We start from the raw sequence: 7,418 nt of genomic DNA on the forward strand, positions 1-7,418 counted from the left end.
CATAGTCAAACGCGCCGTCACCCAACACAAAGGTGGTGTACTTGGTGTAGCCCTCGGAAGTCAGCTCGTAGTAACTCCCGATGCTACCCACAACAGGGCTTGCAACGGGGGTGTACACGTAGCTGCCGGAAGAACCGCTGCGGGTGTAATAGGTCTTGGCGGGGTTGATCTCCGTGTCGGCGGTCAAGGTGTAGACCGCAGCAACATCCTCGGTAGGCATGGAGTCGTCGATCAGGACGGCCCGGCCGTTCCAAGTGCCGATGCCCAAATCCCGCTGAATGCCCTGCGCGTCGGTCTGCTTGAGGTAGGCCAGCAAGCGCAGGTTTTCGAGGTTGGTAGCAACGGAAGAGTGCATGATAGCGATGGTAAACACGGATTTATTATCGCCGCTGGCCTGCTGGATTGCGGTGTTGAGGGTGGTAGCGCCCGCGCGGTTTCTGGGATTGTTGTCGCTGTCCTCGCCGGTCAGGGTGGTAATATCCAGCGTGTGTCCGTTGACGAATTTCAGGTTTGCCGCGCCGGTCATGGCGAAGATACCTTTCAAGACGCTCAAAAGCATATCCTGATCGATACCGTCCCAGTATTCGGCCACCTGCTGGGCCACATTGTCCATGAAGTTCACGCCGCCGGTGATGTCAGTGGAGAAGTCCTTCTCCGTCCACGCCTGCGCACGACCAATAACCACAACGCCGCGCTCGAAGGTGGTGGTGCTCTGTGCGGTGATGTTGGTCTTGCCGTCATAGTTCAGGGGAACGCCGCCGATGCGCCCGGTCATGGGAATAGTCGCATAGGCCGTGCCGGTCTGATTGGAAAAAGCCTGTCTGATCTGCTGATTGCCGCGAATGGCGCGGGACTTGATCAGTTCGTTGCGCTTGGTGGTGGGAATCCGGTCAACGTAAGCGCCGAACGCTACCGGGTTAAAGGATTTGCTGTCAAATTTCGTCTGAACGTATTCAGCCATTTTTAAATCTCCTTGTCATAGTTAAATTTGTGCGCCGGGGTTTGCCGCCATATAAGCGGACAGTTCGGAGTAGTTCATTTCGCTGGTTTTCTTGCCGATAGGAGCAGAGCCGGGGCCGCCAGCGTAAGGAGGCGGGGCCTGCGCATCCTCGAACAAATAGCCGTCAGAGGTCTTAAGCGCCTCCAGAGCGGACTTGATGTCCTCAGAGCGGTTCTTACTTGCCTTGAGGGTGTCCATGTCCAGCAGGCCGCGAAGAGCCTTAGCGTTGCGCCCCTTGGCGGTAGTGATCGCGGTATCCAACAAGCCAGAAAACTCCATGTCGGCAATTTTGGCGGCAGCGTCCTTTTCCGCCTGTTCCGCTTTCTTCTTCCACTCGTCAGCGGTTTTCTTGATGCCGTCAATGTCCATGCCCTTGAACTCTTCAATGGTCTTGCTGGCCTCGGAAAGCTGGCCCTTGATATCCTCATAGTCTGCAAAGGGCTTTTTAGCCGCCTCGATGTCGTTGCCGTTTTCCGCCATGATGGCATCGATGATTTCCTTGGTCAGGGGTTGATCTCCGATTTTGATGTTCTGTAAAAATTCGCGTTTCATATATTCCCTTTCCCGCTACGCTTTGTTGCCGGGGGTCGCATCCCCTGCGTTGGCCTGTTTTACGCCCAGCCGGGGCAAAATGACATGAAAAAAGCAGCCGGTAAGCTGCGTCAATCATCGCTCTTAAACATATCCGGGTTGTCTACAATCACCATATACAAGCCCTTTGCAAGCTTGTCAATGGTGTCCTCGTCGGTGCGCACGGGCAGGTCAAAGTGTTCTGCAATGCCATGCATAATTTCGTGCAAAAGCGTCTGCTTTTTGCCTTGCTCGTCCTGCGCGTTAGGATCAAGCTTAATCGTTGCGTTGCTGTAACTGATCTGACCCCTGAGCCCTTGCCCGCCGCCATTCATCAGCCGATTTTCGTACTCAACGGCATAATCAATACCGCCAATTCGGACTTTATCTGGAATTTTCATTTTTCCCTCCCGAAACAAATAATTAGATTTCTTTCACTTTTATCCTTCCACACTTTGAACACTCCTTGATTTCAAACTGTTGGAATCCGCACGGACGTACCTTTGACTTGTAGTCATGCCTGCAAAACTGCTGTTTCAAAAACTCCTTTATCTGTATCCATATGTCGTATATCATAGGACCCCCTGCGCCGCCCTCCCAAATCCGGCAACCTGCGCCCGCTCCATTTGCGTTCGTAAGCCCGCCGCCTTGGAAAAGCGTCTGTATTCTTGATTTAATAGCGTCAGCCGCGTTTTAGCGGTCTTCTGATAATCTGCGTCGGTTGTCTGGTTGGCAATCAGCACGCTCCGTTTCTGCGCCCGTATGGCACGTTCCAAGGCGCGTTGCTGCTGCGTGGCCTCATAGCCGGTGAAATGTTTGCCCTGATAGGTGATGCCGTCGGTATTGGCCTCACGGAACTCCTTCAATTCCCCCGGTGTGTACTGCGGGCTGTTGACCCCCATAATAATCGGATAGGCCGCATGTCCGCAGTTGAGAGTGCCGATGCGGCGTTTCAGGCTATCATTGAGGGCTATATACGCAGCGTCGGAATATTGATTACCCTGAATCGGCTCGTGATCGGGAGCGCAATTACCGTGGGCGGATATTTCCCAGCCGTCAGCACCCATATCGTCGTGATTCTGCTGGGATATTTGCTCCTGCATCAATCCTAAGCCGCCCATGATATTCCGGCGTACAGCGGCCTCCATACTGGTATGTACGCCGCTCTCGTAGTCAATCGTCCGCAATCCGTATTTGGCGATGTTGCGCGTTGCCTGCCTGATGGCCGTATTATAATCCGTTGCTCCGGTGAACACCTGTTTAAACGCAAAGTCCGTAGCGCTGCGGTATACGTCCTGTAAGAGGAGGGCGTTGCCGTAGGGGTCTACCATGCCCAATGTCTGGGTGATGTTGGTAAAATCGCTCTGTGCCAGTTTGACAGAGGCGGAAACAATCTGCTGCATAACGGCGTTTTGCTCAAACGGAATAGCCGCAGACGTAGGCAGGTTTTTGAGGTCAAAGTTATAGCCAACCTCTGCCGACTGAGTAAGCAGCGCGTTAATCTCTTTTGAGGACTTGCCAAGAAGCCTTTGCAATCGTTCTCTAATCTCGCGCTGCGATATGCCCAACTGCTGAGTTCGCCATACTTCATATTGCGCTGTGCTGGTAAACTGGCCTGCCTCGGAGATACGCCGAGCGATATCGGCAATCAGGTATTCGGTGATCGGGTCTGATACCTTTGTGGCAGCGTCACGGAGGGCGGCGATCTGGTCAGGGGTGAGCATTTATTCATCACCTGCCCCACCTGTCAGCGCTTCAATCTCCGGCATATACTTGGCTCTGATAACCTCCAAATCCTTCGGCGTTTCTGGGAAGGTCAGATTGTAATACCACGCAATAGCAATTTCTGGCTTGATCATACTGGATGCAACCATGCCCGATAGCTCCGTCCATGCTTTGTCGCGGTTAAACAGCACACCATCGCCCCAATCCACCGTGATATCCTTCTCTGTGTCGAACTTGGTTGAATCGCACAGCTTATAAATCTGCCCGATCTTATCACAGATGCCCAGCAGCTCCCGCAGTGCGTCTTCCCACATGGACTGGAAATCAATAATCGTTAGGTTGTAATCTCCGGCGCTGCTGGTAATCTCCGTTGCCGTCCGCTCCGCCGCCTCTACCTCGGACAGGATACCGCGCTTTAGCCCGATCTGACTCTCAATGTTGCGCAGGTATTCTTGCTTGCGGGCGAGATAGGAGGCTTCTCGCAAAGCCGGGGAAAAAATGTTTACTCCGATATCGTCCGGGCTCTCGTCAACGGCGGTGAACACATGGGCTGAGAGCCTCTTTCGCCCGCCATCCTCGTTCATCTCCATCATGTCACCGCTGACAATTATGCGGGATTCACCGCGCTCAAACTCTCCGTTTAACTGATGCTCATTGCGGTTGATGTTACGGATCAGGCCCAACGCCGGGGCATAGACACTCACGCCATCCTGTGACATATCCACGCAGTTTAAGAGCGGCGTTTTGACGCAGGCCATGCCGATATTTCCAACCCCCTGTAATGCAAGTTCCGGCTGTAAGGCTGCATATTTGGGGATGGCGGACAACGCCACCTGTGAGCCGCCTAACGACGGGTCGTTGCTCTCGTATAGCTTGCTCTGGATGGTCAGGGTCCCGGCATTGTCCACCGTCCGGCGCTCCAGTAGCGTGTAATATTTGCCGTTGTATGCGGTCGTCTCGGACGTGCCAACATCGGTTATCCGGCCGTGTGTGTCGCGGGCCAATGGTATAAAGCAATCCCGACGCACGACAGAAAAATCAAAGCCACCAGTGGTCAGGATGGGCTTGATAAAGCACTCCCCACCCACAAGCGTCTGCTGCATGGCTACTTTTTTAGGCTTATCCAGCCTATCAAGCAGCCTCGTCATAAACTCCGCCTTGGGGCCTTTTGTGCTAACCGCCGCTTCGTACTCTGAAAATACCGTCTTGGTCAGCTTATTGACAATTACCACCGGCAGGCGTTGGCAATCGTCCTCGCCCTCTTTGGGTAATCCCTCCAAGTACATCGCAAACCACACTCGAATAGCGTTCTGCATTTGAGGAGAGGTGATATCCTTTACCCGGTACGCCTGCTCAAAACTCTGTATTTTGTTGTCAAGCAGCGCGGAAACGATGTTCACGGTTTCACCTCATTTCTAATTACAATCCGGCGCTGGCTGCGAATGCCATTTTCAAGCCCGTTGATGTAAGCATTGAGCCGGTCAATCTCCTGCTTCTGCCGCTGAATCATTTCAACCAACCGCTTATTTTCTTCCAGCAAATCCAGCCGACAGTAATCGGGGAGGAACTTTGTATATAGCCAGCGTTTGAATTTAGTCATTGTCCTCTCCTCCTCCAAATTGGGAATGTGCCATAAGACACCGCGTCAATGTGGTGGTTTGCTGCGTCGGGGTATCCCGGCAAAACTTCTCCGGTCTTATCGTCGCGCTCATACTCGTATTCTGTAAACTCCTTTACGGTATCCGGGCATCGCTGTGGATCAATTACAATTGCATCAAGGGATTGAAGCCACTTCATGCGGTATTCCACACTTCCGGGGCCTTTTTTTACGCCTCTGCACCGTATCCCATAATCGCAATAGTCGCTTACACTCTTCGGCTCCGCGCTGTCAGCGATCACCATTTCGTCCATGGGGATGAGCTTCAAAAGCAGCTCTGCGGTATCTCGGTTGCTTGTCCGGTTCCGGGTCAACTCGTCAAATATGTACAGCGTCTTTCTTGCAGCGTCATAATAAGCGCGGTTCCATGCCCACGGGTCAGGATACCAGCCCCAGTCAACGCCGCTCATGATGCGGTCAAATTGGGCGATTTGATTTTCAGGGATAGCGTCAATGCGGAGATTTTCAAACACCGCCGTGCCGCTACCTACAACCTCACCCATGTACTCATGCCGGTATCCGGTCGGGTTGGTCTCTTTCAGGTGTTCTGCATCAGCAATGAAACGAGGCCCCAACCACTCCGGCGGCGTTGTCAAATAGGTGCTGTGATGCACCAGCTTTCCGGGCTTTGCCTCCAGAACATATCGGTTTGCCCAATTCCGGGCCATAGCGGGCGGGTTGAAGCTTTTAAAGCAAAAAGAGAACGGCCCACCTCGGAAGATGGACTGCTCTACATTTCGGACTTGTTCAGGGCCGTCAAACTGGTCAAGTTCCTCGAACCAGCCAACACCGATATACCCAAACGGTACTTTGATAGATTTCAGCTTGCCGGGATCGTCCAGTCCAAAGAACATTACTTTCTGTCCGGTTGGAATGTAAGTGCATTCCATGGGGCTGACGGTGCATTTAAACTTTGCTGATAACCCAAGTGATGCGATGGCCCAACAAATCTGGGCATACACCGAGGGGCGCAAAGTATTGCCGACCTTGCGCATGACCACCGCATGACAGTCAGGATGTTTCAGCAGCAGTAGAATGACCTCAACGGAAATATAACTGGATTTCGCGCCACCGCGACCGCCTTTTTCCACCAGCTCATTGATAGAACCATCTTTGACCGCGTGGTGCGATTCCGCAAAGACGGGAGATATGATTTCTGACAATTTATAGGTCATCAATGATCTGCACCCCCGTATCAGAGAGAGCGGTATCTGCCGGCTTATCCCGCCACTTATCCGGTTTTCGATTCTTCAGCCAAAAGATTTGAGCCGTGGTATCCGGCTGCACTTCCTTTGTGATCTTCTTTGTGATGGACAAACAAGAAATCCCGGTAACGGGGTCTTTGACTTTTTCCCGGGTAACCTCGTCATAGTGATATCCGAGGGCACGTTTCAGCAGCGCGTTTTCCACTTGGATGTCAATAACTTCCTTGCCTCTTTTTAGGGCCTCCAAAATCTCTACATGATCGTTTTTCCAGTTATATAGCGCAGCGGTTGATATCCCGCAGTTGGATGCAATCTGTTCATCCGTCAGGCCGTCTCTGGCCCACCCCTCCAGAAGCAAAAGCCCGTCCGGCTCCAACCACTTTTGAAATTTTCCTTTTGCCACAACGGGCTCACCTCCCTCTCTATTCCACCACCGGCCCCACCCCTGCCACGCTCACGCTATGTGATGGATAATACCCGCCTTTCGGCCACCAAAAAATTACATAAAGAAACCGGCCACCCGTAGGCAGTCGGTTCTATTTTGTTCTGTGGGCATAGGACTTCCACCTATGCACGATTCCTTATGGGCTATTGCGTGGCCACGCTCCGCCCAGTTCGCGAACCAGAACCACTTGCGTCTATCTTCCGCCACCACAGAACCTGCTGGCGCGTCATGCAGTGCGCCACCCTCTTGTGCTATATCGTCAGCACACTAACGTTCCGGTTCGCACGGTTACCCCACTGTTTAAGCTCCGTTGGTGATTCCCTTTAGAGCGTGCGTGTCACCGATACAGGCGGGCCGCTTCCTTTCCGTTATCATAGAGCGTAAGAAACGGTCAAAACAACTTCCTCGTTGGTGCAAAGCCGCGGCTCTGAACCGCACATAGCCTATTGGCTGCTCTGCATATGGAGCCGCTATTATCCATATACCCACACCCTCATTGCGGCTTCGGAGTGTGGTTGCCTGCTGACGGGACGCTATGGGCTACCATCTTTGCCCCTTGATGTTCGCACCCCTGTACACTGCCAGCTTTGGCCTTTCGTTTAAAGCAGGGCCGCGAAATGTGCCGTCCTGCCGCCGCCTCCCGGAATCGAACCGGGTTATGCCCACCGCGTCGTAATCCGGCGCGGAGCGGCTACCTTTGGCGGCATATATCAGCTCAGAAACTTTCTCACGCCCAACGCCCCCTTAGTATGAATTTTTGGGGGAGCCGCCGTATTTCAGACGGCTCCCTAACTTTTTCTATCTTACACTTTAGCA

Annotated in this window: 8 protein-coding genes; all 8 read right to left on the bottom strand. The window is 53.0% G+C overall.

The features are described 5' to 3' along the window. On the bottom strand, nt 1-961 hold a 961-nt coding region (locus RTK01_RS15000), incomplete at its 3' end, for a phage coat protein (RefSeq protein WP_312281744.1). 21 nt (nt 962-982) lie between these two features. Next, nucleotides 983-1,552 carry a phage scaffolding protein gene (locus RTK01_RS15005; protein WP_312281745.1) on the bottom strand — a complete coding sequence of 190 codons (570 nt, stop codon included), beginning with the start codon at nt 1,550-1,552 and terminating at the stop codon, nt 983-985. A 110-nt stretch (nt 1,553-1,662) separates the two neighbouring features. Beyond that, a complete protein-coding gene (locus RTK01_RS15010) occupies nt 1,663-1,971 on the bottom strand; it encodes a hypothetical protein (protein ID WP_312281746.1) in 309 nt (102 codons plus the stop codon). Between the two features lie 171 nt (nt 1,972-2,142). After that, nucleotides 2,143-3,294: a phage minor capsid protein gene (locus RTK01_RS15015; RefSeq protein WP_312281747.1), complete on the bottom strand. Its 1,152-nt coding sequence runs from the start codon at nt 3,292-3,294 to the stop codon at nt 2,143-2,145. After that, nucleotides 3,295-4,695: a phage portal protein gene (locus RTK01_RS15020; RefSeq protein ID WP_312281748.1), complete on the bottom strand. Its 1,401-nt coding sequence runs from the start codon at nt 4,693-4,695 to the stop codon at nt 3,295-3,297. Further along, entirely contained in the window at nt 4,692-4,895 is a 204-nt protein-coding gene (locus RTK01_RS15025; protein WP_312281749.1) for a hypothetical protein, read from the bottom strand. The genes RTK01_RS15020 and RTK01_RS15025 overlap by 4 nt, the downstream gene beginning before the upstream one ends. Then, complete coding sequence (locus RTK01_RS15030) at nt 4,892-6,127, bottom strand: PBSX family phage terminase large subunit (protein ID WP_312281750.1); 1,236 nt, start codon at nt 6,125-6,127, stop codon at nt 4,892-4,894. The genes RTK01_RS15025 and RTK01_RS15030 overlap by 4 nt, the downstream gene beginning before the upstream one ends. Further along, nucleotides 6,117-6,560: a helix-turn-helix domain-containing protein gene (locus RTK01_RS15035; protein WP_312281751.1), complete on the bottom strand. Its 444-nt coding sequence runs from the start codon at nt 6,558-6,560 to the stop codon at nt 6,117-6,119. Before RTK01_RS15035 ends, RTK01_RS15030 begins: the two co-directional genes overlap by 11 nt. Nucleotides 6,561-7,418: the final 858 nt, after the last annotated feature.

This window comes from Oscillibacter sp. (assembly GCF_031978065.1).
In the GTDB taxonomy this organism is placed as follows: Bacteria; Bacillota; Clostridia; order Oscillospirales; family Oscillospiraceae; genus Oscillibacter.